A 25,361-nucleotide genomic window follows, 5' to 3' on the forward strand; every position below is an offset into this window, starting at 1 on the left:
AATCAACGTTTAACAATGTGGTTGGGCGTCGCTCTTCGATATGACCTGGAATATAATAGAACTACAAGCTATTCCCCGAAACGCCGCATACTCTGCGCCCAGCCGTTCAAGTTCCCGCCTCACGTCCTGGCCGCGTTCCATCCACAGCGTCATTTTAATCTCCATCCCCTTGTTACCCGACTTTTTTCCGGTCCAGACGCCGATAATTTCCCCACGGTATACAATCGCGCCGGGATTGCTCACCAGCTTCCAGATTTGCTTGTGCAGAGACTTGTCCGGCTGTAAAATGAACCGGTCGCGCTGGTCCAAAAATGGATCGTGTCCTCCCAGCAGCAACACCTCCCGGGACAGCTCCCCGGGAGAGCCGAACCCATCCCGGTCGGCGGCAAGGATAAACGCCCGTTTCCCCAGCACGGATACCGGCTCTATCTCCTGCGCAGCCAGCTCCCACAAACGCCGCCCCTGCTTTTTCGAACACCCCAGCCAGGTCACAAACAGATCGGGAGTCGCCGGCCCATAACAATGTAGGTATTTGCGCACCAGCTCCTTTGCCGCCTCCTGGTGATCCGCCTCCAATCCACGGCCCACCCAGGTCTTGTAAGAGGTAAACGTCGGGCTGATTCCATTCCGTTCTCCAAAAACCACAAGCCCCAGATAAGCGCAGGGTCTGAGCAAAAAAGACACCACCGCCCCTCCAACCGTCTGTTGATCCGGGCTTCCATACATGGAGGGCTGATTCCACAGCTTCCGTTTTTCCTCCGGAAGAAGCGGCAGCATCCACTCCGCAATCGTCTGATCCAACGCGGTTTTGCTGAGAATCAACCGGCCGTCCAGCTGCGGCAGCACCTGAACCATTTGCTCCAATAACGTATCAAAATCCATCTGCAGAAACTCCAGCGCCAGGGCGATCCCCTGCGTGTAAATCCAGGGTTCCCCTTCCCCGGCAGTTAACGCAGCTAAAAAAGCCCCGCTCTCAGAGGCCGGAAATACCACCGGCGCCCCTCTCATGCTCCATGCCTGCAACAGCACTTTTTCTTCATACAGCAAGCGCTCCATCTCCGCCCGGCTGCACCCGGGAACCCGGTTAAAAAGCGCGGTTTCCCAGGCGCCGGGCGGACTGTTCTGCATACCGCAGGCACCCACAACCACTGGAATATCCGCGTTTGCATACACTCTGTCCAGATGATGGGCAGCCAGCCGGAATCTTCGAATCTGTTCAACACTCAGCTCTGTCATAATGTCTGTCCTTTCTGTGTCCGGGACTAATCCACGGTAGTCTCCTCCTCAAAGTATGCCCCTGTAACCGTATCCACAATTCTTATCACCCGGGTCACGCGGATTTCCCCGTCCGGCAGTTCCAGTTCTGGCGGCAGATCCCAGACAACCGTGTCGGCCTCCGGCGCGGTATTCCGGCGGTAAAGATACTCATCGATGGGGCCGGTCACATTTTCATTGAGCCGCCCGACATAGAAGGGGGCGATTGTCTTTGCCTCCGTAACCGTCTCCTTCGATCCGTTTTCAATGATAAACCAGTATGTCATCCGATGTTCCGGCGATAAATACAGCACCTGTTGTCCACTCTTTGCGGACATTTCCCCCACTTCAATATTCTTCCGCTCCACATCCGCCCTGGTCCCGTCCGACAGCTGATACATGCCGCCCAGGTCCGACATTTCACAGATATCGCTGAACAGAAGCTCCTCGTCCCCGTCTGGTATCTCGCGCCTTGGCGGTATCACAATCACGTCCCCGGCAATCTCCGCCTCCGTCTTGGGAATCACAATCATCTGCCCTGTGTAGATCAGGTCCGCGTTGCGGATATACCTTCGGTTGCGCCGGAAAATCTCAGGCCACAAGGCTGTGTCGCAGTACCGTTCCTCAGCAATGGACTAAAGCGTGTCGCCCTTTTTGACCCGGTACATTTCCCGGTCCGTCGCCTTCAGATTGAATATGGACGGCTCGCCCTTCCCCGGTATATCCAGATAAACCGCCTCCCTCACGGACACACAGGAGTCCCCGCTCCTTTGTTCCGTTATCCTGGCAACAAACTCCACCGACACAATTCCCTTACCCAGACTGCGGTAATTGAAATTCTGTGGCAGATCATAACAGACGGACTGTTCGGCAGCCTCCAAATCCTTCTCGTAACAATATTCATCCGCCGGCCCGGACGAGCGCTCATTTTTGCGGGCGGCGTACAGCGGTTTAACCTTCTGTTCCGGCGTCCGAACCACCTCTTCCCCGCCGTTATCGATCTCATACCAGAAACTCATCTCATACCCTTCTTGCAAAATGAGAATCTGCCGGCCGGTGTTCAGATCCACGCTGGTAAAACCTCCCCCGTCCTCTCCCACCTTATACCAGAAAACCTCCGCCAAATCCCCGCCCGGCGCAGGGTAGACGCTGCACTGTACATCCCGGTGATACTCAGCGTAAATGTCCTCACGGGTCAGCATCTGCTCCTGCCCCTCGCCCTTGGTCCCGGCAAACGCGGTCCCCGCAAACACTCCCATCCCCAGCACCCCCGCCAACGCCCACGGCAACACCGCTTTTTTTAGGATACTGCTCTTTTTACACACTTCCATCACTTCCCGCCCTCTCTCTTCTTTTCTCCATCATAACGCAGCCCACGCCTGTTTTCAATCTATTTCCTCTCCGCTCCCACCGGCAGTTCTTTCTTGTAAAATGAAAAAAGGATTTACATTGCGCCCGCATTTTACTATACTAAAATGTATCAAAGAGAAGGAAGTTGAACATCATGGCAAATTTATCATACCACGAACAGAAAGACCGTGAAAATATATTAAAGCTGCGGGAAATGCTGAACAGCCTGCCGCCCTTCTGCAAGGATTTTTTCCGGGGAATCGAGCCCAGGACCTCGTCCCGGACCAGGATCGCCTACGCCTATGACCTGGGCGTATTCTTCGACTTTCTGGTCCGGGAAAATCCCGCGCTCTCCCGTTTGGACAAAACCGCCGTCACTCTGGAACACCTGGATCAGCTGACGGTGGGGGACTTCGAGGAGTACATGGAATATTTGAAATACCGCTTCAACGACCGGGATCAAGAGATCATGAACAAGGAGCGTGGGATCAAGCGCAAAGTCAGCACCCTCAAAAGCTTTTACAACTATTTTTACCGCGCGGAACGCCTGAACAACAACCCGGCGGCCAGAATCCAGCTGCCAAAGCTTCGGGAAAAAGAGATTATCCGCCTGGATGTGGACGAGGTGGCGCTGCTGCTGGACGAGGTGGAACAGGGGGACAAGCTGACCGCAAAGCAGAAGCAATTTCACGAAAAAACCCGGGTCCGTGACCTCGCGCTCCTGACGCTGCTGCTGGGCACCGGGCTGCGCGTCTCCGAGTGCGTGGGGCTGAATATTAAGGATGTGGATTTCAAAAATGGCGGCCTTAAGGTCTACCGCAAAGGCGGCAAGGAGGTCACCGTCTACTTTGGCGAGGAGGTGGAGGACGCTCTGGCAGACTATCTGATCGAGCGCAATCACATGATCCCGGAGTCCGGCAGCGAGGATGCTCTTTTCCTCTCGCTTCAGAAAAAGCGCATGTCCGTGCGCAGCGTGGAAAATCTGGTAAAAAAGTACGCCAAAACGGTCTCCCCCTTAAAGCCCATCACCCCCCACAAGCTGCGCAGCACCTACGGCACGGCGTTATACCAGGAAACGGGGGATATCTATCTGGTGGCGGATGTGCTGGGCCACTCGGACGTAAACACAACGAAAAAGCACTACGCAGCCCTGGAGGACCAGAGGCGGCGCAGTGCCAGAAATAAAGTGAAGTTGAGGGAAAGCTGAGGAACATAATTCAAATTTCTCACTCACTCGCCATATAAATAAAATCATACAACGTCTGATACATCCGGCCGGGGTCGATGGGTTTTGCCAGGTGGGCGTCCATCCCCGCGGCCCTGCTCTTCTCAATGTCCTCGTCAAAGGCGTTGGCCGTCATCGCGATAATGGGAATTGTGCCGGCATCCTGGTTGCTGAGGTGCCGGATATTAGCCGCCGCGGTCAGACCGTCCATGAGGGGCATGCGGATATCCATCAGAATCGCATCATAATATCCGGTGGGCGATTTGCTGAACAGCTCCAGCGCGCGCAGCCCGTTTTCCGCGGTGTCCACCACAAATCCCTTGCTCTCCAGCAGCATCACCGCCACCTCGGTATTGATGGCGTTGTCCTCCGCCAAAAGCACGCGCCTTCCGGTAAAATCGTAATCCTCCGTGTCCGGCCTCCGGGCCTCTTCCTCTTTCTCCCCCAGCGCCTTTGTAAACGCCGAGACCAGGGCGGATTTGAACATGGGTTTGCTCATCAGCAGGTTCACGCCAGCCAGCTTCGCCTCGTGTTCGATGGACACCCAGTCGTAAGCCGTCATAATGATGATCGTGACCTCCGGCCCTACAATACTTCGGATACGCCTGGCGGTCTCCAAACCGTCCATCTCCGGCATCTTCCAGTCAATGAGTATCATATCGTAATATCTGCCCTAGGCCCATAACATACTCACGCGATCCACGGCCTTGCGCCCGCTGTCCACCCACTCGGCCGTCACGCCCATCTCCTTGAGCGTGACCACAGCGCTCTCACAGACCGCCACATCGTCGTCCACCACCAGGGTTTTTAAATGGGAAAAATTGTAATTCTGCTTTTTCTGGTGATGCCGCAGCTTCTCCTCCTCGCTGATCCCCAGCTTCACATCCACCGTAAACTCCGTGCCGATTCCCTTGATGGAGCGCACGTTGATCTTGCCGTCCATCATGTCCACGATATTCTTGGAAATGGCAAGCCCCAGGCCGGTGCCCCCGTACAGGGCCGTGGTTCCTGTGGATTCCTGGGAAAACGGCTCGAAAATGTGGGGCAGAAACTCCTCGTTCATACCCACGCCCGTGTCGTTCACCACAAAGCGCAGAATCGCGTCGGACTTTATTTTCCGGCGCTCCATTACAGAAAATGTCACCTTCCCGCCCTCGCCCGTAAACTTGATGGCATTGGAGAGAATGTTGATCAGAACCTGCTGAAGCTTCATGGCATCCCCCATATAATAATCGCTCAGGACAGGGTCAACGATACACTCATACTCCACGCCCTTGGCGGCTGCCTGGGAATAACAGATGGAATTGATGCCGACCAGGAAATCCTCTGTGGGAATCCGTTCGCTCTTCAACAGCATTTTCCCGCTCTCAATCCGGCTCATGTCCAGAATATCGTTAATCAGGGACAGCAAAAACCGCGAGGAAATGCCGATTTTCGAGATACAGTCCGCCACCTGCTCGTCGTCTCCGATGGACTGGGCTGCGATGGTGCTCATGCCGATAATTGCGTTCATGGGCGTGCGGATCTCATGGCTCATGCGGCTGAGAAAATCGGATTTGGCGGCGTTGGCCTGCTCGGCAGCCACCAGAGCCGCGGCCAATTCCTCCTTCTGCTTCTGTTCCTGGCGCACCACGTCCGTCACGTCGGCCCTGGTCATACACACTCTTCCCAGCTCTTCGTTGATATAAAACACCTGGAACCGCTTGATCCGCGGCCCGCCCTTTTCCATAACCTCCAGGATAAAAGTGTAGGAATTCTGCTGCCTCAGCTGATGTTTCATATATCCAAAATCCAGCTTTTCCAGGAATTCCTTCTGCGCGGCCTCACCCATACTAAAACCGGCAACCCGCCGGATCTCCTGCCGGAAATCCCCCTCCATCGGAACGGACGGTATCCACTCGTCGGAAAATCCCACCAGGCGGTATCCGGCGGTGGAGATATCGATCTCCGTGATAATATCGTAGTCCAGCTTGGTGATCTTCTTCAACAGCTGTTCCTGCAGCCTTTGCTCCGTGACGTCCTGGGTGTAAAAGAACAGTATAATGTCCCCGGTCTCAGGATTCAGGCAGGAGCGGAAATTGGTGTCGCTCCAGAAAGCGGTCCCAACCTTGCGCCTGCGGAGGAAATTAAAATGGTAGTCCACCCGGCCCGCGCCGTAATCGGCCAGAACCTTTTCCCGCCTCAGCGTTTCCCGTATAAAATCCCCGTACTCCGGATCCACCGCGGAGGCCGCCAGGTTCTCCACCGTCTGCTCGTAGGTATCGCCGACCCGGCCCACCGCCACATCGGCCGTGGAGATATAACTCTCCAGCCGGTTCCCAGTGATATTGATTCGCCCCTGGAAAGTGCCGTCCCTGGACGAGAGCTCCGCAAAATACGTTATTTCCTGCTCATACAGCTCGTTATTCCGCTCCTGCAGCTGCTTCTCATCGGTGATATCCACCAGAACGCAGTAAAAATGCTGCTCTCCGTTCTGCTCCGTAAAAAGCTGGGCCTTGACGGAAATCCACCTGACGCTTCCGTCCTTACAGATCAGGCGGTTCTGATTGTGGATGGTATTCCCATATTTCAGCTGCTCCTTGAGCTTCTGCGCCATCACGGACAAATCCTCCGGGTAAATGACTGCGGACATCCGGTTCCCCATGGCTGCAAACTCATCCCGGCTGTACCCGATGAATTCAAAAAGGCCGTCGTTGGCGTCAATGACCGAGAAATCCTCGTCAAACCGGCAGCGGAAAACCCCGCCGGGAATATTGTTGTAAAGGTGCAGCACCTCGTCCTGGGCCGTCTTTTGAGCCGTAATGTCCACACACACCGAAGCGACGGCGGCCCTGCCGTCCTCCGCCACAGTCCTGCGCCCCAGATCGTGAACCCAGATGTAGGTTCCGTCCTTCTTCTTCATCCGGTAGTCCACCGCGTACTCGTCCTTTTCCGCCAGCTGGGCGGCCAGCAGACGGTTCACCTCTTCCCGGTCGTCCGGATGCCTGCAGTTGGAAATCAAACCGCCGATATCAGCGGTAAACTCCGCCTCGTTCTCATATCCCAGGTAGTCCAGCATATGGCGGTTAATGAAATAAAACGGAAATCCCGCCTCCATATACCCGCCCATCATGCCGCCCGGCACGGAATCGTTCAGAAGTTCCTGCCTCTGCCGGGCAATGTGCTCCATCACCAGGGTTTGGGGATAATGCTCGCTTCCGGCCTGATTCTGACTCGGCTCCGACATGTGGATCCCAAACACCTTCCACTGCCCCTGCTCCAAAGCCAATATGTAAAAACCGCGCAGATACCAGGTGTAGTAAGTATTTCTCAGCGTAAGCTCCGCCGACAGATTGCGAACGCTTTCCGCCGGAGCCTGTTCGTAAATCACGGAAATCTCACAGGAAAAAGGCTCGGAAATCTCGGAAATATCCTGGCGGAGGTATTCAGTCATCGCCTCCTTTCCCCAGGCCGCCTCCCCCTGGCCCGTTCCCATAAAGCTCACGTTCTCCGAGAGAAACGCCGCGGTTGCCTCCAAATCCCTCAATTCAAACCAGTTGTGGCAAAATTCGTAAATTGTCTCAATGGCTGTTAATTGTACATTCATTCTCTGTATCCCCTGTTTCCTTGTCTCTTTTGATCTTTCCCTACCGTTTACGGATAAACGGGATCACCCAGTCGTGCTCACGCAGATCGCAGCGTCAATGTTACAATTATAACATGGCGTTACAAAAATTGACAGAAAAAGCATAAAAAATTATTGCTGTATTAAAATTTCCATAAAAATGTCTCCAGCTGCGCAACGGCGGCTGGAGACATTTTTAATAAGGTGCGATATTCAATTTATTCGATCTGGCTGAATTCCACTTTCTCTCCATTCGGTCCGATCACGATAAACCACCGGATATCCTGAGGCCAGTAGGTGGTGGACTGAACGCGCTCTGCGCAGTCCTCCATTAACGTATAACCGCCCTCCCGGGCCTTGCGGTAAAGCTCCTCAATGCCGGTGACCTGAAAGGCGATGTGATCGATAGCGCCCGGCTGTCCGGCCGTAACCCTGCGCTCATATGCTTCCACCTTCATTCCGTAAAAATCAAAAATCACAACCCGGATCGGTTCGCCGGCTTCCTGATCCATTTTTTGAAAATAAATCTCCGCTCCCAGATCCGTGTAAAAGCGGACCGTAGCATCCATATCCCGGGTAGGAATCCCGACATGATGCAGGCATTTCACATGTTCTCTCATTTTCCGACCTCCATCAGGGCATTTCCCGGTAGGGTTCCAGTATCTCACCGATTCTCGCCATCGTCTCATCATCAATGGACCAGTCTAAGGCGGCAATATTCTGTCTGACCTGCTCCACGCAGGAGGCGCCTCCGATGATCGACGTAACCTCCGGTTTCTGGCGAAGCCAGTTGACAGCGATTTCATTTGTGGGATGACCAATCTCATCCGCAAGGAACTTCAATTTTTCATAACCGTCAAAATATTTCTGGTAAAGCTCGCCGGACAGCTTTGGATTCTCGTTGCGGATATCCGTCTGGGAGAATGTGCGGCTGCGCGTAAACCGCCCTGCCAAAAGTCCCTGGAACATCGGGCTGTACGGGAGGAACGCCTGGCCGCGCGCCCGCACATTGGGCAGCATCTCTTCCTCCGTCCTGTATTTCAGCGGAATGTTGTGGTAGCTTGCGGCATTGCGCTCAAACATATTGTAGAGTCCCTGTTGGGCGTCCACACCTACCAAACGGTCAAACACCTCCATATCGGCCTGTGCAAAATTTGACAGCCCTATGTAGCGGATTTTTCCGCTCTTTTTTATTTCCGCAAGGGCCTCGCAGGTCTCCTCGATCGGCGTGGAGGGATCCGGCCAGTGGAGCTGCCAGATATCGATGTAATCGGTCTGAAGCCGCTCCAGACTTCCGTCGATCTCGCGGAACAAATTCTCCTTTGTCAGGTCGTTGGCGGTGACATGGTCGTCGCCCCAGGTCAGCCCGCACTTGGAGGCGATTATCACCTTGTGCCGCAGGCCGGCGTCCTTTAGCGTCTTTCCCAGCACCCGCTCCGAATGATTCCAACCATAGACCGGAGCCACATCGAACAGATTAATCCCCAGCTCAATCGAGGTCCTGATAATGGCGTCCGCATTCCGGTCGTTGGATGTATCCCAGTCCCCGCCAAACCCCCAGCACCCGATTCCGATGGCAGAGATTTGCTCTTTTATTCTTCCCACTGTCTTGTAAAGCATAGTCCACCTCCTGCATTAACCGCTACTGCGCCTTGAAATCCGGCACCTTTTCCGCCAGCGTATCCGGAGTTACCAAATCGGAATCCGTCAGAAGATGGGTACTCTCCGGTTTTTCGCCGGTAACCGTATAGTTAAATACGGACATCACCGACATCCAGGCCATATTCTCCGGATCCTGGGAGACGGCTCCGATGATCTCGCCGGTGGCCACATACTGTAAGTTATCCGGCACCCAGTCAAAGCACACGACGCCGATCTCTCCCGTCTTTCCCTGATCCTTCACCGCCTGAGCCGCGCCGTAAGGGCCTCCGGCCGTGCAGTAAATCACTTTCAGGTCCGGATATGCGGTAATCAGGTCCACTGCCGCGTCATAGGTCTCCGTGGCTGAATCATGGGCCTCCACCGGCTCCAAAAGCGTAAGATCCGGCGCAAGCTCCGCCAGCTTATCGTTAAAGCCTTTGCGGCGCTCCTCGTGCTGGTTCATGGTCAGATATCCGGTGATAACGCCCACGGTGCCCTTCCCGCCGGTGTAATCCGCTGTCATCTGCGCCGCTGTGGCGCCGCCCGCAACTGCGTCCGAACCGACAAAGCAGATCCTGGTATCCGTCTGATTGGTGGACTCCGACAGATAGGTGGCGACGGTAACCCCGTCACTGACAGCCCGATCGATATAGGCCTCCGTGCCGTCCGCCATAGGCGGGCAGACGATTCCGGCCGGATCGTCCAGCTCCAGGGTCTCGATATAATCAGCAATGGTTTTGCCATCCGCCTCCGAGCCCATATCCACCGGAGTGACCGTACAGTTGTAGCTTGCCAGATAATTTGTCACATCGTTTAATCCCGCTTTGATCAAATCCCAGAACGGATTGTTGGAATAATAGCAGAATTTGATTTCAATGGGTTCCTCGGAGGCCTTCACCGCCGCCATCTTATAATGTTCCGGCAGTTCCGCCATCTGTGCCCCTGTCTCCCCCTCAGAGGCCAGTACCTCTTTCGCCGTCTCTTCTTTGGCCGGTTCCCCCGCCTTGGGCGCCTCCGTTGTCTTGGCGGCCTCCGTCTGCGCCTGGGTTGCGGCTGTTTGCCCCGAGCCACAGCCAGCAAGTCCCGCCGCCAATACCGCCGCAACCATAATGCCTGCAAGTTTTCTCGTTTTTTTCATTTCAATCCTCCTTATGTTAAATTGTTTCAGTTCCCGAAGCGTAAGATAAAATCTGTTCCTGAGCAAACTCAGAAAACTCCAGCCGGCCGCTGATACGCCCTTCGTGCATCACTATAATTCTGTGGCTCAGCGTAATCAATTCCGGAAGTTCTGAGGAGATCAGCAAAATGCTGATGCCCTCGTCTGCCAGCTGATTGATGATGTCATAGATCTCCTGCTTTGCGCCCACATCGATTCCATGGGTGGGCTCGTCCAGAATCAGTACCTGCGGTTTGATGGACAGTATTCTTCCGATCAGAGCTTTCTGCTGGTTACCTCCGCTGAGCGTGCTGATTCTCACGTTTGCATTGGGCGTCTTGACATTCAATTTGTGGATAAAATCCAGCGCATTGCGCTTTTCCGCCGGTTTGGAGACAAAACGTCCCCTCCCCCTCAGTTTTGGCCAGCTGGCCGAATTTATATTGTCCTGAACGCTGTGCAGCCCCAAAATACCGTTGGACTTGCGGTCCTCCGACAACATTCCAAGGCCCTGAGCCACCGCCTCCTTGGGCGTGTGAAACCGCACCTCGCGGCCGTTTAAATACAAGGTTCCGCCGGACGGTCTGGTATATCCGAACACGCACTCCATCAGTTCCGTGCGCCCCGCCCCCACCAGTCCGGCAAAACCGAGGATCTCCCCCCTGTGCAGCACAAAATCCACGTGCTCCACCTTACCCGGAAGGCAAAAATCTCTGGCCTCCAGCACAATTTCATTCTGCAGGGTGGCAGACCGCTTCCCGATCATCTCCGCCGTTTTTCCCGGAACATTGCTCTTTAATTCCCTTCCAACCATCAGGCTGATCAGGCGCGGAATATCGATTTCCCGGATGTCGTATGTTCCAATGTACTGCCCGTCCCTGAGAACGGAAATGACATCCGCGATCTCAAACAGCTCCTCCAGATGATGGGATATAAACACAATCGCCACGTTCCGATCCCGCAATTCCCGGATTATGTCCATCAGGATCTGGCTCTCCCTGACGGTCAGGGATGCTGTGGGCTCGTCGAAAATAATGGTTTCCGGATCTCTGGAAAGCGCTTTGGCGATCTCCACCAGCTGCTGTTCCGAAGCGGACAGGTCGTTGACCAGCGTCCCCGGCTTGATCCAGTCGATGTGCATCTTTTTTAAAAGCTCCGCCGCGCTCTCCCTCATGGCCCGTTTGTCGATGAAGGCCCCTTTTTTGATAAAATGGCCCAGATAGATATTTTCATATACCGTCAGATGCTTTACCAGCGAATTCTCCTGATGGATCATCGCAATCTGGCATTTGGCCGCATCCGCGGTAGAGCGGAACTCCACCCTGCTGCCCTTGTAGCGCACCTCCGAGCCTGAATCCGGCGCGTACACTCCGGAGAGAATATTCATCAACGTGGATTTTCCGGCTCCGTTCTCACCAATAATCGCATGCACTTCCCCAGCCTTAAAACGTAGATTGATGCCGTCCAGGGCGACCACACCCGGGAAGGTTTTTCTTACATTTCGTGTCTCTATTACAACCTGTTTTTCCATTGCCGTTCCCCCAGCCGTCATTTGCCGTCTTTGGCCTGTTCGTTTTTCTGGTCCTTTATCTGTGCCTTGTTCAGAACGATTTTCTTTTCTCTGCGCTTTTTGTTAACGCAGTCAAGGCCGACCGCGAGAACGATCATCAGACCGATGGTGAAAGTCTGCATCGTTGCGGGGAAGTTCAGAAGAATAAACGCGTTTTTGATCACTCCCATGATCGCTGCGCCGATCAGGATACCCACGACCGAACCCTCTCCTCCTGCCATGGAAACGCCGCCGATCACAACCGCCGCGATCACGTTGGTTTCGATTCCGTCACCGGCGGAAGCCTCCGCCGTTGTCAGGTTACCCGCATAGAGAATCCCCGCAACCGCAGCCAGAAAACCGGATACAACATACGCCGTAATTTTGATCCGGTCTGAATTAATTCCGGAAAGCTTGGCGGATTTTTCATTATCGCCCACCGCATAGATATTCCGGCCGAAAACAGTCTGCGTCATAACCACGATTCCAATCACATAGATCGCCAGCATGAACAAAATCGGTACCGGAAGCTGCAGCTTCCAGGGAAGGGCGATTCTGCCGCCTCCCAGCACGGAGGCCGCGTTTGAAAACTTGATGGGGATACCCGCAGTCACCATAAACGCAAGCCCTCTCGCCATCATCTGGGTTCCCAGAGTAGCGATAAACGGGGCGATCCCGATCTTCACGGAGAGAAACCCATTGATCATGCCGATGGAGAGTCCGGTCAGAAGCGCTACCAGTACGGCGAGCCAGGGATTGATCGCCTGCGCCAGATACGCGGCCACGCAGGCGGATAAACTCAGCGTGGCTCCCACGGAGAGATCGATTCCGGCAATGATAATTACCATTGCCTCCCCCACCGCCATAATTCCCACATTGGATATCTGCCTCATAATGTTGATCAGATTGGCCGGTTTCAGGAATTTCGGCGTCAGCAGTTGAATTCCCAGACAAAGGATTAAGAAAATCATCAAAATCCCCAGCTCCTGCACCTTGAAAATTGAAATACCGCGACCGCCTTTTGTACTTTTCTTTTCCATAAACTGATTCCTCATACGTTTCGCATTCCTTTTCCTCGAAAAGATTATCAAAAGATATTATATTTTTTGTTTTTATCAAATACATAATTATCTTTTAAAAATATCATACTTTTTCTGTGCGATAAAGTCAAGAATAAATAATTTATTTTCTCATATTCGTCTATATTCCACAAAATAAGTTTTATCTTTTTATCGAATAAGCCCAAGTTTATTTTTGATCCCCTGATCTTTACATTTTAAGATTATTATCTTATAATGGCACTATAGTAAATTTCAGGAAAGCGGTTCATTTATGAAAAATATACCTGCCTACAAAATCGTATATTCCAGTTTAAAACAATCCATTCGGGACGGTTCCCTGCCTCCCGGCTCCTTTTTGCCAACGGAAACCGAACTGTGCAAGCAGTTCAATGTCAGCAAAACCACGATCCGCAAGGCCATCTCCCTGCTGGCTCAGGAGGGGCATATCCGGGTAACGCAGGGGCGCGGCACCGAGGTGCTGGACAGCTCCACAACCCAAAAGCTGAACACCGTATCCTCATTCACGGAAACGCTGGTGCAAAAGGGATATTCCGTATCCACCCGGGGGGCATTCATTCAGACGGTCCGCGCGGACGCGCACATTGCAAAGGTTCTGAATATCCCGGAGGGAGCCTCTGTATACAATGTCCAGCGCGTTCAGTGCGCCGACGGAGCGCCCATCGCAATCATGGAAAATTACCTGGTGGCGGACATGTTTCCCAATTTTCACACCGGGTACGCGGATTTTATCAGCCTTTACGCCACTTTGGAAAAGGACTACCACCTCATCATCACCAAGGCTGAGGAGACCATCATGGCCGCCACGGCGACTTTTATTGAGTCCCAGATTCTCAACGTGGAGGTAGGCGAGCCCCTGCTGATCAGCAAACGGGTCACCTACTGCGACAGAGGTTCCTTCGACTACTCCATCCTGAAAATCCGTGGGGACAAGTATAGCTACAGCATCCATCTTGCCGGCAGGTAGCAAGCGTCTTTGGCCACGGCGCGGCCAACCTTTATTTAGCAAAACCTCCCCGGAACCGACATGGCTCCGGGGAGGTTTTTCAGCGTTTGGAAGTCATTATACGCCGCAGTAATCCCCAAATTCGCTCAGAACTTCCGCCAGATAGTTGAACCGTTTTGCCACAGCCTTATATTGTTCCGAGACAGCCCGGTCCGGACTGTAGCACGCCTCCCGCCGGTGAATGCCGTCAATCACCTGGTAGCTGCCGATCCGTTTCATCCCTTTGGCGGCTATGGCGGCCGCCCCCAGCGAGGCCGCATCCTGGTCGATGTTCGTCTTTAGCACTCTCACGTCCAGTATATCGGCAAACATCTGCAGCCAAACGGCGCTTTTGCTGCCGCCTCCGCAGATCAGAATCTCATCCTCCATTTGGACCTTCCGCTGCAAATAGGTGATCGACTGCTTCAGATTCAGCGCGATCCCCTCCAGAACAGACCTGGCCAGATCCGCCCGGTTGTTGAGCAGCGAGAGTCCCACAAATGCCCCCTGGATGTTTACACTCTTATCCTGGGAGGTTCCCCCCGCAAGGCTGGGATTGAACAGGATTCCGTTCGCACCCACCGGAGCGCTTTGGGCCAGACGGTCGATCTCCCCGTATGCCTGGGGTCCGAATTCTGCAAACAGATTGTCCCGAACCCACCGCAGGGAGCTCCCGCCCGCAAAGATCGAATAAGCTGAAGTGTACATTCCCGGCTCGATGTGGGCGAATACATAGGGTCTGGTTTTAAAGTCCAGCACCGGCCGGCCGTCACCGGAACCCAGCTGGAGGAACCGAGGGATATGTACGCAGCCCCGTCCCGGATGCCGGTGGCGCCAAGGGCCATACAGGCGTTATCCACACCGCCCGCCATCACCGCAGTTTTTGTTGTCAGCCCCAGCTCCCTTGCCGCCTGCTCTGTCAAATATCCCACCACTGTGTCCGAGGGAACAATCTTTGGCAGGAGGTCCATATCGATTCCCGCAGCATCCCAGAATTCCTCCTGATAGCGCGCCTCCTTCAGATTGTAGCCGCCGGTCCCTGAGGCATAGGAGTGGTCGGTCAGGATTTTCCCCGTCATTCTGTAGTTGATATAATCTTTGGAGCCCAATACGTGCTTCATGTTTGAGAACACTTCACTCTGATGGGCTTTCATCCACATCAGCTTAAAGATCGTATAACAGGGTGCCGGGAAACCGTTTCCCGTAGTCATATACCATCGTTCCTCGTCCACCGTTTCAAAAAAACGCCTCGCCTCATCCTTTGCCCTCCCATCGGACCAGATGGGAACCCGTTCCAAAAGCGCGGCTCCGCTGCCGTCCACGGGAATCGCCGTCAGGCTCTGGCCTGAAATAGCCACCGCGCCCACAGCTTGCGGGTCTGTGTGCGACGCAGCCAGCAGCTGTTTCGTGCTCTCCACCCCCCCGTTCCACCAGTCTGATGGTTTCTGCTCGTGCAGCCCCGCCCCTGGAAAATAGGTGCGGTATTCCATAAAGGATTTCGCCAGCACTTTTAAGGAATCATCGTATAAAGCGGCCTTCACACCTCCGGTCCCCAGATCGTATGCAATAATCACCATATTTTTACCTCTCCTTTCATGTAAATTATAAAAAGATAATTATCTTTTGTCAATCCCTCTTGATTTGTAAGATGATTTCGGGTATATTTGGATATAGATAACTATCTTTGGAGGTGGAGAATGATTTATAAAGGTCTTGAGTTGGATCATCTGGGGCAGTATATTGATGTCAGCACCGTAAAGACGGACTGTGCAATTCAGGAAATCGATGAGATGATTGAAATCGTGGCAAAACATAACTGTATCTGCGCCAGTCCCATGCCCTGGGCGACGGAATATACCATCGGGAAGCTGAAATCTGTCACCGGGACCGTAGTCACCGGTGTGGTCGGTTTTCCCTCCGGCGCGGAGACGACCGGCGCCAAGGTGAGGACCGCCAGGGAATTGATCGCCCTGGGTTGCCGGGAGCTCGACATGGTCATCAATGTAGCGGCATTAAAGTCCGGGATGTATGAGTATGTCAAGAGCGACGTGAAGGCAGTCATTGATGCCGCAGCCGGGATCCCGGTGAAAACGATTCTGGAGGTTTGCTACCTGGACGATGAATTGATCGCGCGGACCAGCAATCTCTGCGTTGAGGCCGGCGCCAGCTATATTAAAACTGGAACCGGCTGGGGGCCTTCCCCCACCACGGTGGAACACATCAAATTAATCCGCAAAACCATTGGGTCCGCCGCAAAGATCAAAGCGGCCGGCGGCGTGCGCTCCCTGGACACCTTACTTTCCATGTACGCGGAGGGCTGCAACCGATTCGGCATCGGAGTGCGCACGGTGAGGGATATTTTTCAGGAGGTGCAGCGCCTCGAGAGCAGCTGCGTATAAAAAAAGCCAGGGAGCAAAATCAGGACGTTTCCGTCTCTGTGTTGCTCCCTGGCTTTTTATGGCCTGAAAACGTTTGGGATTGCCGCCTTATACCCTAAAGCCGCACCTGTCACGTTTTCCTCTTATCAGGATAAAAGGTGAGATTCGATCACATTCCCTGTCTCCTTTTAAAAGAGATAGCCCAGCTCATCTCTCCCATCCTTTTTCGCCCGCTCCCGCAGCGTGCTGCGCTGCTCCTCGCTCATCCGTGGGATCACTGCAAATATATATTCAGTCCGGTCCGCCTCATAGGCTCGTTCGGCGATTAAATCCGCCTGCTGGGAGTTCAGCCCCGTGGCCGCCATATAGAAAATCTCTATATTCTGACCCTCGTAGGCTTCCAGAGCGTACGCCCCCAGTTCCTCCTCCGTCAATTCGGATGACAGGACTGCGAAAAATTCTGTTTTTCCATCCCGGGCAGCCCGCCTTGCCAGCTCTCGTTTTTTGACCTCCATTTTACCGCCCTTTTTGTCGTTAACCATCGCGAAGTATTCCATCTCTCCGCCCTCGTAGGACTGTTCCAGAATGGAGGTCCATGTGTCCTCTCCCGCCTCGTCGATCACAGCCGTGAAATACAACAGGTTGTGTTCCCGGTAAAACTGCAGAGCCAGTTCATCGGCCGTACCCTCAAAGGGACCGTCGGCCAAAAGCAACACCAATTCCTCCGGCGGAACCCCTTTTGTTTTCCCGGTCTCCTGCTCAATCGCCTGACGCACCGCCTCGGTCACCGCCCGGTCGTCTGCGTACTGAACCGTCTTTTTGCCGTAACATACCGTTTTTCCGGCGATTTCCCGCTTCACGCCGTACTGCGCAGGGTCCACATTCCAGGCCAATGCCACGATATACTCATTTTTCCAGATCAGTTTCTCCTGCAGACTGGTCTGGTCGGCACGGCGCTTGATTTCGCTGTCATCGATGATCGTGCGTTCTCCGTCTTCGGCCTCCGGCTGCTGCACAGCCGTATTTTCCGCAGCTTTTATCTTCTGCCGCTGCTCTGGCTCCTTCCCGGAAACATTCATTGCATTCACTGCTTTCCCGTCGTTCTGAGGCGGCGCAAATCCGCACAGCAGCGCGGCCCCCGCCAACACGGCGGACACTGCCGCGGCCGCAAGGGCGCTGCCCCTCCTTCTCCTCTTAAATCCCATAATCTCTCCCAGTCTCTCTTTCATCCATTTCGCGTTCTCACTGAGCGGCAGCGCCATCTCCGCGCCGGACGGCGCAATATGAGACCGCAGCGTATCTAAGAGGACGTTCCCGTAAATGCGCTTGTGCTCCCCGTCCAAACGCCGGATCACCGCCTCGTCGCAGGACAGCTCACATGCGCGGGCAATCTCTTTTCGCAGCACCCGGACAATCGGATTAAACCAATGTACGCACACGGCAATTTCCACCGTCCACTTGTAGAGCGCATCCCACCTTCGGATATGAGTTGCCTCGTGCAGGAACACATAGTAGGCCTGATCCGGCGAAAAATCCAAAGGCACTGCGATCATAGGCTGAAACAATCCCACAGCCGCGGGGGATGAGACGCAGGGACTGATCCATATCTGCGGTAAGCGTTTCAGCCCGCAATCCCGGCACGCGTCGGACAGTGCTTCCCGAAATGCCTCCGTTTTGTTCCCGTTCCGGCGCAGCAAATTCAACGCCCGCCTGTAATTCCAAAGCTTTTTCCCAAACATGACCACGGCAGCGGCCAGCCAGATTCCCGGCAGCAGCGCGCTCAGAGCCGCCGCGATGCCCACCGGAATGAATCCGCCGTCCGGGACGCCGTCCGCCAAGGGCCAAGTAGCGGATTGTGGAACAGGAGACGGTGAGGTGGGCATAGATTGGCCGCTGTGATCTTGTATCCCGGCGGGCACAGACGAATTGGTGTAATCCGATATCTCAGCAGGCACAGGCCGACCGGTCTTATCCAGTATCCCGGCAGACATCGATTTTTCAGCCGCTTCCAGCTCCGCCACTTTTTCCACCCCAGCGGCCGTTTCCACCTCAACCGCCGTTTTCTGCTGCTCCCCAAACGTTCCCGCCTGGGGCAGAGGCATTGCAGGCAGGATGCCCGGCCCTGGAATAGGGAGCAGGAGCCGCAGCACCACAATCCCCCAGACATAATACTGCCATCTGCGCCCCAGACGGCGTCCCAGAAGCCGGGTAAGCGCCAGCAGAACCAGCGTAAGGACCACACCGGACAACGACAGGCTCAAAAGGATGCTCATCCAATGATTCAAGGCTCCCCGCCCCCCTTCTCCCAAAACTCCTTTAGTTCATCGTAATCGTCTTTTGTCAGATACTCCTGTTTCACAAGGGCGGATATGAGATGCTTTGTGCTGCCGCCGAACACCCGGTCCACCAGGCTGCGGGCCTGCATCTGCTGGTAGTCCTCCCGCGAAACCCGGGCCGCATACTCGTTGAGCCGCCCGCGCTTACACACGGATACCATACCCCGCTCGGCCAGACGCGCCAAAAGCGTCAGAATGGTATTTGCCTTCCATTCTTTGCCGCGGGCCTCCAGCTCCGAGCTGAGGTCCGCAAACATCACGCTCCCCCCGCGATCCCATATAACTTCCATAACCTCCAGCTGCGCTTCCGGCAGCACTGTCTCCCGTTCCATCTGCCCCACTCCTCTCCACCGCACATTCACCTACATTTTGTAGGTTCTGACTCCAGTGTACACCTACAGTCAGTAGGTGTCAAGTTCAAACTGAATTAAACCGTTTTCATTTCATCAAACAGGTAGAAATATCACCGCATACCTTCTGCCTGCCGCAATAACTCATTTTCTAATTTACATAATATTTTTATGTCAACTCATTATTTGAAACACCAGCAGCCCAGTCGCCCTCATGACACCTCTCACAATTTGTGATATATAGGCGTTTGCGAAACGCCACAGCCCTCATAAATTCGGGCTTTTTTCTTTGTCAAAATAAAACAACTCCTCACAGGTTTATGGTAAAATTGAGATGTCCAGTAACAATCAACCATATCCACCTGAAAGGAGTTGTACCTATATGATACCATACAATCAGCTTTCTTTGGCAGATATTTTTTCATGTTGCCAGGATATTTATGAATCTGACAAACCTGCTTTCCTGTCACTGCTCCAATCCCATATTGACCTTATTGAAATTGTCCCTGCTTCCTTCCGGAAGCGTTTCTATGCATCAACGGGCAGAACCCGCAAATACCCTTTGTTCGCCCTTTTATGGGCCTTAATCATTCAACGTATTTTTTCTATTCCTACTGACTCGTTACTGCTTATTTTCCTTCATTATTCCAGACATCTCAGAGAATTCTGTGGCTTTGACAAAGTCCCCGATGCTTCTAAGATAACCCGCTTCAAACAGGATTTTCTTCCTGAACTCGAAGATGTTTTCTCACGCCTTGTTGACCTCACTGAACCTATCTGTCAGGCGATTGACTCTTCCAAAGCCAGTATGACTATCTTCGATTCTTCTGGTATAGAAGCTTGGGTTACTGAAAACAATCCTAAATACGCAAACCGCATCATTAAACAGCTAAAAGCGTATGCAAAATCCAAAGGCTTTGACGATTCTTATGATCCATATAAAGCTGCCTATGCTTCCATGCCCTCACATTCAGCTGCCAATCCGGAGATCAAACAGCTCTATATCGATGGGCATTTCTGTTACGCCTATAAGATAGGAATTGTTACTAATGGCCTCGGCATTATCCGGCACATTGATTTCTACAACAAAGCTTTCTTTGAGAAGCATCCTGAAATTACCATTTCTAAGAAATCCGATTCGCCTGATGAGGACAAATCTGTCCATGACGCAAGGCTCTTGATTCCTACTCTTCAGGACTTTTTCGCTACACATCCTCTGATCCGGCCTGACACCTTCCTTGGTGACTCCGCCTTTGATTCGGTCCGCCTGTACAAGGAACTTCTTTCCGGGGATACCTTTGGTAATGGCAGGCACTTCAAGAAAGCCTATATTCCTTTGAACTCCAGGGCACATCTTGAAAACCTTGACTATACCATTGATGAAAACGGGATTCCCTGTTGTCCAAAGGATCCCTCTCTTCCAATGAAATACGAAGGAACCTGTAAGCTTAAAAGCGGCGTCACACGATACAAATTCGTCTGTCCCAAAGTTGTTTGGATAAAAGATCCTTCTTCTGGAAACTATCACCGGCTCTGTAAATGTGACAACCCATGTACCACGTCTTCCTGTGGCAGAATGATTTACATTTATCCAGAGAAAAATCTTCGTGCCTATCCAGGTATTCTGCGAGGGACTGACGAATGGAATAAGGTCTACAAAACCAGAACCTATGTGGAGCGGTCTATCAATCACTTAAAAGACTGCTTCTGTCTGGCCGGACGTAAAACCCAAAATGAGAAAACACTTCATGCCGACCTAATCCTCGCAGGCATTACACAATTAATCGGTGTGGTTCTCGCAGATAAGATTCATAAGCATGAATGCATACGGACGTTAAAATCTTTAATTGCATAGGACTTACCAACTCCATAAAACGTATGGCTTATGAATGTGCGCCATTATCCGAATACATCCCACTTATTCAGGTCCTCCTGCTTCGCAAAGTGGCTTCCTTATTTGGAATCAGGATTGAATACCTGTTTCGCAATCAACTATTTGTGATATAGTTACAGGAACGTGAAACCTTTTTTTATAATTTGCGTACTGTTAGGTGAACTACGAAAAAAGGAGGATGCCATGAATGACAGTGAAATCATTCGGAAATTGAAAAACCGCGAGGAGGAAGGCCTGAGGGGGCTGATCCGGCAGTATACCCCCTATGTCACCGCCATACTTTGTAACATCTCCCGCGGAATTCTCAGCCTTGAGGACATAGAGGAGCTGGCCGCGGACGTGTTTTGGTCCGTCTGGAGTCACAGCGCCGGATTGCAGGGGGATCGGCCCCTAAAACCCTACCTGGCACAGACCGCGCGAAATGCGGCCTACAGCAGGCTGCGCAGAGTAAAGGAGCTCCCCATAGCTTATGACGACGACATCCTGTCCATTTCCCATGCAGGAAATCCTGACGAGCTAACCATCCAAAAAGAGCAGACGGAAATTCTCAATTCTGCTGTGGAAGCCTTCGGGGAGCCGGACCGGGAAATCTTTATCCGATTTTATTATCTGGGCGAGCGCATTGAGGCCATCGGCAGAAGGCTGGCATTAAATCCGTCCACCGTGAAAACCAAACTGCACCGCTGCCGGAAACGGCTGAAGGGAATTTTTGATGAAAGGGGGTATCAGCATGGATAAAATCCGAATCAGTGACCTGTGTTCCCGTCTGGCCCCGCGCTACCTGGAGGATATGGATGTGGAAAATGAAACCGGTTTGAAACCATCGGGACAGCGGATTGAAGATCTGGTGTTTCAAAAGCTGAATGTTGAGACAAACGCGGCCGGTATGGCCGGGAAACGGAGACCTATGAGAAAGAAAACCTGGAAAATATTATTGATTGCGGCTGTATTCTGCCTGTTCGCCGCCTCGGTGTTCGCCTTGGCAGGCGGTTTTGATTACTTCCGGTCCATTTTCGGGGACACGGCCAAACATGTGGAGCAGGACATCCAGTCCCCGGGAATCACCGTCGCGGACTCAGACCGTCAAATGACGCTGGAGAGCATGCTGACCGACGGTTACAAGATCAATCTGATCGTCTCGCTGAAGGCGTTGTCCGGTGAAGCAAAGGCAAACACCTTTGACCATGAGCCCATTGACTTGTTCGACACAAAGCTCACCCCCAACAGTTCCGCCGAACACGAGGCTGCCCTCTCCTACACTTGCAGTGAGCTGGAAGAATTTTCCACTGAAAACCGTCATTTTATCATCTACAGCTGGATTCCCTGGAAAATTGCACTGGTTGGGATCTAAAATTATCCCTGTCCCAGGAAATGGGCGGACTGTCTCTGGATGCCAAAGTGGAAAGCACCACGGCCGCCAGGCAGCTGGATATCGGTCAGGACATTGATGGCAATCTGACGGTCGAGTCCATCCAGATCTCGCCTTTAGGAGCGCTTTTGATCGGTTCCGAGAAAGAAGCCGCCGGAGGACTTCCTGCGCCGTCTGTGGACATCATCTTCCTCGACGGGAGCCATGAGGAACTGATTTCCTCCATGTCTTTTGACTCCAGTGACGATGGAACCGTCCTTGGCGGCGGCAGCGCCGTGATCAGCGACGATCCAACCTCCGGGCCGCTGGTGGTCACCACCTATGGGATGCGCAATCCGGACGGCAAGGTAGTGCTGGCCGCTGAATTCGGGCGGATCATCCGTCTGGATCAGGTCAAGTCCATCTCTGTGGACGGAGTGGAATACTCTGTAAAATAGGGGCGGAGGCGCAGATTCTATTGGTCTGCCGCGGTGCGGTAGCCGTATCTGTCCGCCTGTCATAGCGCCGGAGCCTCGTAATCCGCCCATCCCAACGCCGGAGCCAGATACATCGGCTCCGGCGCGGCCTATCCCATCCCATATGTTCCCGCATACGCAACAGTGGCCGCTCCTCCTTTACTTTCCAAACCGGGCAGCGCCGGAACTTCTTTGCTCCAAAAATTCCCGAAACGCCTGAGGATCGCCGGATGTAAAAGCAGTTTTCCAGAAAAAGAGCCGCCTGGCCTTCTCCACAGTTACGAAAAATCCCTGTTCCGTCTCCACCACATTTTGGATCAAAGAATAATCCAGCTTCCCCCTGCTCCTTTCATTGTCCCAAGTCATCTCCTGTTCCAGAAAGCAGTAGACCGTTTCCGAACCCAGTTCCCCGGGAGCCAGATGCTGTTTCATCCAATTCACCTGACGCTCGAATTCCTCCCGCCGTCCCTTCTGCGAGCGCTGCTTTCTCTCCAGAACTGCCAAAGCAGCGACAGCGACCCCTCCCGTAAGCAGTGTTCTACCCGGATCCCTGGTCACGATGCCGATCAACAGAAGCGCGATCAGAAAACCGGCTATTTTAAATTTCATCCGTTTAAAACCGTCTCTGTCCGCTTGCATATTCCGTGCCGCGTACTCCCGCAACACGGACTCATCCAATACCATACGGATGCAGAATAAAGGTTCCATTTTCATCCCCTAACCTTTCAGCTGGATCACTTCCCGGCCTGTTTTTTCCGCTATGAATTGCAAAAATGCCTTGCTGTTCCCCACCGTAAAGTCACTTTTCGCAAAGTACAGCCCGGAGTCCTCTTTGAAATAAAGAAACACTGCGTCCCGGCTCTCCGCAACTTTATCCACTACAGGATATTTCCACATCATATCCCCGACCGTGATTGCCCGGAACCCTTCCTCTCCAAACACAAAACGGTTCCCGCTAAACGTCCCGGTATCTCCGCATTCCTTAAGCTCAATCGCGAGAAACAGAAGGCGCAGCATAACCCGGTTGCGAAACCGCCGAAACGCGATCAAAAACCAAATGAACACCAGCAGCGCCTCAACAATAAAACTGCGCAGCGTATAGGCTCCGCCCCCTCCGCCCAGGCTAATGATCAATACAATACTGTACCAGATCAACAACACCCAGGCGCCCGCGCTTCGCCTCGTCCTTTTCCGGTACAAATCAAAGGCAGTTCTGCGGTACCGCTCCTCCAGTTTCCGGTTCTTTTTCCTCACATCCACCTGAAAAATCACATCCATGTCCGATTCCTCCCCCGATCCATTTCCCCGCAGCGCCGCCATTTCCGTCCAAACCACCGCAAACACGCCAAATCATGCGGGCAATTCCACTCTAATCATAAGGAATTTTCCCATGCATTTCAATCAAAATTTATTCTAATTTCCAAATATGTGCAGATTCTTCAGAAAATCCCACCATGGTTTACACTTTACATCCTCCCCACAAATGCCCCAAACCGCTGCTCCCTTAAATAACCATAAAAAGAAGGAGCCGGTTAATCCGGTTCCTTCCTCTCCATGCGCAAATATCGCGCAGCCGTATCAACTTCCGGGACAGACGAATACCGCCTCTTCCCCAAAGGATCTTAAACTGTGGCCAGGATTCTACCCAAATTGCGGCACGCTGCAAGAACATCTTCGTCCGGCATTTCCTGGGCTATAACACCTTCTCCGCCTGCCACCACTGCGCCGTCTGCCATCACACGGTCCTGCCACTCGCGCATCCACTGTCCATCCCCCCAACCGTAGGAGCCAAACAGGCCGATCTGTTTTCCAGAAATCATTGGGTCCAGCTGTTCCATAAACGGCTCCATCTCGCTTTCTTCCAGCACCTCGTCGCCCATAGCCGGGCACCCCAGCGCAAAGGCCTGTGCTTCCTTCAGTGTGTCCGCGGTGATCTGAGATACGGTCAAAGTCTCCGCCTCCCTTCCGGACTCCCGGATGCCCTGGCCGACTGCCTCAGCCATAACCTCCGTGTTTCCAGTCTGTGACCAGTACACAACATAAATTTTGTCCATCATTTCCTCCTTATACCGCTATTTGGTGTTTGTGTGACGGAGTACGGTGAAATTTTAGTATCTTGTGAACATCAGCTCCGGCGGCAATCATCCGCACTACCTGCTCCTTTGCCTGGTCATACCCCTCAAAGATCTCCAGCCGTTCCTCCAAATTCTCATAAACTTTCCAGTATCCGGAGTAGAGAAAGTCTTTTCCGCCGTTCAGAATGAACCCGGCCACATCGGCCGCCGGATATCCCAGGAGCAGCCCGATTTCATGCGGAAACGGCTCTCTGCATTTCATATAGCCGCTATACCGTTCCGCTACCTTGCTCAAAATATCCGCCAATCCCACTCCCGAATATCCGAATGCCTTCATCAACGCCATGACCTCGGGGCACCTTAAATACGCTTCCAGCTTCTCCCTTCGAAACAGGAAAAATGTAACCCGTTCACTACACTCACACAGGAGGCGGCAGGAGATGCCGGTGGTGCAAAACAAACGAATTACGGTATCCCTATGCTGACTGTTCACACCAAGAAGATTAGACACCTTGATTCCGGTCAGCAGTGGCGCGCACTGAAGGCCAACCTGTATCTCCACCTCGTTTCGATTTAGCGCCGCTACCAACTGTATCGCTTCACTGCTCACCCGCATTTCTCCTCTCACTCTATAAAATGAATCGCTAGATAGTTAGTTATT

At 53.1% G+C, this 25,361-nt stretch carries 21 protein-coding genes and 3 pseudogenes; 7 read left to right on the top strand and 17 right to left on the bottom strand.

Features of this window, described 5'->3' with window-relative positions:
- Positions 1 to 9 precede the first annotated feature (9 nt).
- From ACK2JC_RS00155 to ACK2JC_RS00165, 3 genes are read right to left on the bottom strand one after another with little or no spacing between them, the layout of a single operon-like run.
- On the bottom strand, positions 10 to 1,236 hold the full coding sequence (locus ACK2JC_RS00155) for a winged helix DNA-binding domain-containing protein (protein WP_320936844.1): 1,227 nt from the start codon (positions 1,234 to 1,236) through the stop codon (positions 10 to 12).
- A gap of 26 nt (positions 1,237 to 1,262) precedes the next feature.
- A complete protein-coding gene (locus ACK2JC_RS00160; protein WP_411338289.1) occupies positions 1,263 to 1,856 on the bottom strand; it encodes a LysM peptidoglycan-binding domain-containing protein in 594 nt (197 codons plus the stop codon).
- A gap of 33 nt (positions 1,857 to 1,889) precedes the next feature.
- The gene (locus ACK2JC_RS00165) at positions 1,890 to 2,585 is read right to left on the bottom strand and encodes a hypothetical protein (RefSeq protein ID WP_320936842.1); all 696 of its coding nucleotides are present in this window, start codon (positions 2,583 to 2,585) and stop codon (positions 1,890 to 1,892) included.
- A gap of 173 nt (positions 2,586 to 2,758) precedes the next feature.
- On the opposite strand from ACK2JC_RS00165, the gene ACK2JC_RS00170 reads away from it, so the two are divergent.
- Complete coding sequence (locus ACK2JC_RS00170) at positions 2,759 to 3,811, top strand: tyrosine-type recombinase/integrase (protein WP_118753844.1); 1,053 nt, start codon at positions 2,759 to 2,761, stop codon at positions 3,809 to 3,811.
- Positions 3,812 to 3,830: 19 nt separating this feature from the next.
- On the opposite strand, the pseudogene ACK2JC_RS00175 reads toward ACK2JC_RS00170, so the two are convergent.
- The 6 genes and pseudogenes from ACK2JC_RS00175 to ACK2JC_RS00200 form a co-directional block, all read right to left on the bottom strand.
- Positions 3,831 to 7,415: pseudogene (locus ACK2JC_RS00175) on the bottom strand (response regulator).
- 236 nt (positions 7,416 to 7,651) lie between these two features.
- Entirely contained in the window at positions 7,652 to 8,053 is a 402-nt protein-coding gene (locus ACK2JC_RS00180; protein ID WP_320936841.1) for a VOC family protein, read from the bottom strand.
- Positions 8,054 to 8,066: 13 nt separating this feature from the next.
- Positions 8,067 to 9,053, bottom strand: coding sequence for an aldo/keto reductase (locus ACK2JC_RS00185; RefSeq protein ID WP_320936840.1), 987 nt, complete (start codon positions 9,051 to 9,053; stop codon positions 8,067 to 8,069).
- A 22-nt stretch (positions 9,054 to 9,075) separates the two neighbouring features.
- Positions 9,076 to 10,212: a sugar ABC transporter substrate-binding protein gene (locus ACK2JC_RS00190; protein WP_320936839.1), complete on the bottom strand. Its 1,137-nt coding sequence runs from the start codon at positions 10,210 to 10,212 to the stop codon at positions 9,076 to 9,078.
- A 16-nt stretch (positions 10,213 to 10,228) separates the two neighbouring features.
- Positions 10,229 to 11,761 carry a sugar ABC transporter ATP-binding protein gene (locus ACK2JC_RS00195; RefSeq protein WP_166434516.1) on the bottom strand — a complete coding sequence of 511 codons (1,533 nt, stop codon included), beginning with the start codon at positions 11,759 to 11,761 and terminating at the stop codon, positions 10,229 to 10,231.
- Positions 11,762 to 11,778: 17 nt separating this feature from the next.
- Complete coding sequence (locus tag ACK2JC_RS00200; protein ID WP_320936838.1) at positions 11,779 to 12,819, bottom strand: ABC transporter permease; 1,041 nt, start codon at positions 12,817 to 12,819, stop codon at positions 11,779 to 11,781.
- A 292-nt stretch (positions 12,820 to 13,111) separates the two neighbouring features.
- Between ACK2JC_RS00200 and ACK2JC_RS00205 the strand changes: the two genes are divergently transcribed.
- Positions 13,112 to 13,825 (top strand): GntR family transcriptional regulator, encoded by a 714-nt coding sequence (locus ACK2JC_RS00205; protein WP_320936837.1) that lies wholly within the window; start codon positions 13,112 to 13,114, stop codon positions 13,823 to 13,825.
- Positions 13,826 to 13,921: 96 nt separating this feature from the next.
- Here the strand turns inward: ACK2JC_RS00205 and ACK2JC_RS00210 are convergent, their stop codons facing one another.
- Both ACK2JC_RS00210 and ACK2JC_RS00215 read right to left on the bottom strand, forming a co-directional pair.
- Positions 13,922 to 14,551, bottom strand: coding sequence for an FGGY-family carbohydrate kinase (locus ACK2JC_RS00210; RefSeq protein WP_320936836.1), 630 nt, complete (start codon positions 14,549 to 14,551; stop codon positions 13,922 to 13,924).
- Positions 14,552 to 14,736: 185 nt separating this feature from the next.
- Positions 14,737 to 15,420 (bottom strand): annotated as a pseudogene (locus ACK2JC_RS00215) (FGGY family carbohydrate kinase); the annotation flags it as partial.
- A 120-nt stretch (positions 15,421 to 15,540) separates the two neighbouring features.
- On the opposite strand from ACK2JC_RS00215, the gene deoC reads away from it, so the two are divergent.
- Complete coding sequence (gene deoC, locus ACK2JC_RS00220) at positions 15,541 to 16,242, top strand: deoxyribose-phosphate aldolase (RefSeq protein ID WP_368272010.1); 702 nt, start codon at positions 15,541 to 15,543, stop codon at positions 16,240 to 16,242.
- Positions 16,243 to 16,409: 167 nt separating this feature from the next.
- On the opposite strand, the gene ACK2JC_RS00225 is transcribed toward deoC, so the two are convergent.
- Positions 16,410 to 18,506, bottom strand: a complete 2,097-nt coding sequence (locus ACK2JC_RS00225; RefSeq protein ID WP_320936835.1) for a M56 family metallopeptidase — start codon at positions 18,504 to 18,506, stop codon at positions 16,410 to 16,412.
- Complete coding sequence (locus ACK2JC_RS00230; protein ID WP_320936834.1) at positions 18,503 to 18,889, bottom strand: BlaI/MecI/CopY family transcriptional regulator; 387 nt, start codon at positions 18,887 to 18,889, stop codon at positions 18,503 to 18,505. The genes ACK2JC_RS00225 and ACK2JC_RS00230 overlap by 4 nt, the downstream gene beginning before the upstream one ends.
- 400 nt (positions 18,890 to 19,289) lie before the next feature.
- Between ACK2JC_RS00230 and ACK2JC_RS00235 the strand changes: the two are divergent.
- The 4 genes and pseudogenes from ACK2JC_RS00235 (at position 19,290) to ACK2JC_RS00250 (ending at position 22,607) form a co-directional block, all read left to right on the top strand.
- Positions 19,290 to 20,667, top strand: a pseudogene (locus ACK2JC_RS00235) (transposase).
- Positions 20,668 to 20,984: 317 nt separating this feature from the next.
- Positions 20,985 to 21,539, top strand: coding sequence for an RNA polymerase sigma factor (locus ACK2JC_RS00240; protein WP_092360532.1), 555 nt, complete (start codon positions 20,985 to 20,987; stop codon positions 21,537 to 21,539).
- Positions 21,532 to 22,152 carry a DUF4179 domain-containing protein gene (locus ACK2JC_RS00245; protein WP_368272697.1) on the top strand — a complete coding sequence of 207 codons (621 nt, stop codon included), beginning with the start codon at positions 21,532 to 21,534 and terminating at the stop codon, positions 22,150 to 22,152. The genes ACK2JC_RS00240 and ACK2JC_RS00245 overlap by 8 nt, the downstream gene beginning before the upstream one ends.
- A 47-nt stretch (positions 22,153 to 22,199) precedes the next feature.
- Positions 22,200 to 22,607: a hypothetical protein gene (locus ACK2JC_RS00250; protein WP_320936832.1), complete on the top strand. Its 408-nt coding sequence runs from the start codon at positions 22,200 to 22,202 to the stop codon at positions 22,605 to 22,607.
- A gap of 177 nt (positions 22,608 to 22,784) precedes the next feature.
- On the opposite strand, the gene ACK2JC_RS00255 is transcribed toward ACK2JC_RS00250, so the two are convergent.
- The 4 genes from ACK2JC_RS00255 to ACK2JC_RS00270 all read right to left on the bottom strand — a co-directional run bounded on the left by ACK2JC_RS00255 (position 22,785) and on the right by ACK2JC_RS00270 (position 25,316).
- On the bottom strand, positions 22,785 to 23,333 hold the full coding sequence (locus ACK2JC_RS00255; RefSeq protein WP_320936831.1) for a YcxB family protein: 549 nt from the start codon (positions 23,331 to 23,333) through the stop codon (positions 22,785 to 22,787).
- 9 nt (positions 23,334 to 23,342) lie between these two features.
- On the bottom strand, positions 23,343 to 23,903 hold the full coding sequence (locus tag ACK2JC_RS00260; protein ID WP_320936830.1) for a YcxB family protein: 561 nt from the start codon (positions 23,901 to 23,903) through the stop codon (positions 23,343 to 23,345).
- Positions 23,904 to 24,247: 344 nt separating this feature from the next.
- The gene (locus ACK2JC_RS00265; RefSeq protein ID WP_320936862.1) at positions 24,248 to 24,679 is read right to left on the bottom strand and encodes a flavodoxin; all 432 of its coding nucleotides are present in this window, start codon (positions 24,677 to 24,679) and stop codon (positions 24,248 to 24,250) included.
- Between the two features lie 10 nt (positions 24,680 to 24,689).
- Entirely contained in the window at positions 24,690 to 25,316 is a 627-nt protein-coding gene (locus tag ACK2JC_RS00270; protein ID WP_320936829.1) for a DUF3793 family protein, read from the bottom strand.
- Positions 25,317 to 25,361: the final 45 nt, after the last annotated feature.

Source organism: Enterocloster lavalensis, from assembly GCF_046603895.1.
Lineage (GTDB): Bacteria > Bacillota > Clostridia > Lachnospirales > Lachnospiraceae > Enterocloster > Enterocloster lavalensis.